Consider the following 766-nt stretch of genomic DNA (forward strand, 5'->3'; position numbering starts at 1 on the left):
TCCAGCAGCCGCGGCGCGACGGGCCAGTCGTCCCCGCTGGGTGGCGTGGACGGGGCGGCCGACTGGTACCAGACGTTCCACTCGTCGAAGGAGATCTTGAGCTTGCGGGTGTGCCGCTGCTTGGCGGCCACGTGGTCGGCGGTGGCCACCACCTCGCGGATGAAGTGGTCCATGTCGACGGCGGAGGCCAGGATGCTCGCGCGGTCACCGTCGGACGGGTCGTAGTAGGTGTGCGCGGAGATGTCGTCGACGTGCTCGTAGGTGTGCTCGAGCACAGTCGCCTCCCAGGAGGCGAAGGTGGGCATCCGCCGGTTCGAGCTGCCGCAGGCGACCAGGCTGATGGTCGGGTCGATCATCTTCATGGCGCGGGCGGCCTCGGCGGCCAGCCGGCCGTACTCGTCCGCGGTCTTGTGCCCGACCTGCCAGGGGCCGTCGAGCTCGTTGCCGAGGCACCAGAGCCGTACGCCGAAGGGGTCCTCGGCGCCGTTCTTGCGCCGCAGGTCCGACAGGTGCGTGCCGCCCGGGTGGTTCGTGTCCCCCAGGAGGTCGAGCGCCTCCTGCACGCCGCGGGTGCCGAGGTTCACCGCCATCATCGGCTCGACGCCGGCCTCGTCGGCCCAGCTCATGAACTCGTGCAGGCCGAAGGCGTTGGTCTCGATGGTCTTCCAGGCCAGGTCGAGCCGGCGCGGACGGTCGCCGACCGGGCCGACGCCGTCCTCCCAGCGGTAGCCGGAGACGAAGTTGCCGCCCGGGTAGCGGACCACCG

The 766-nt window shown here is 71.1% G+C and carries 1 pseudogene; it reads right to left on the reverse strand.

The window, feature by feature from the left end:
- Window positions 1-766: pseudogene (locus SM447_RS29245) on the reverse strand (alpha-L-arabinofuranosidase); the annotation flags it as partial.

This window comes from Micromonospora aridisoli, assembly GCF_056150025.1.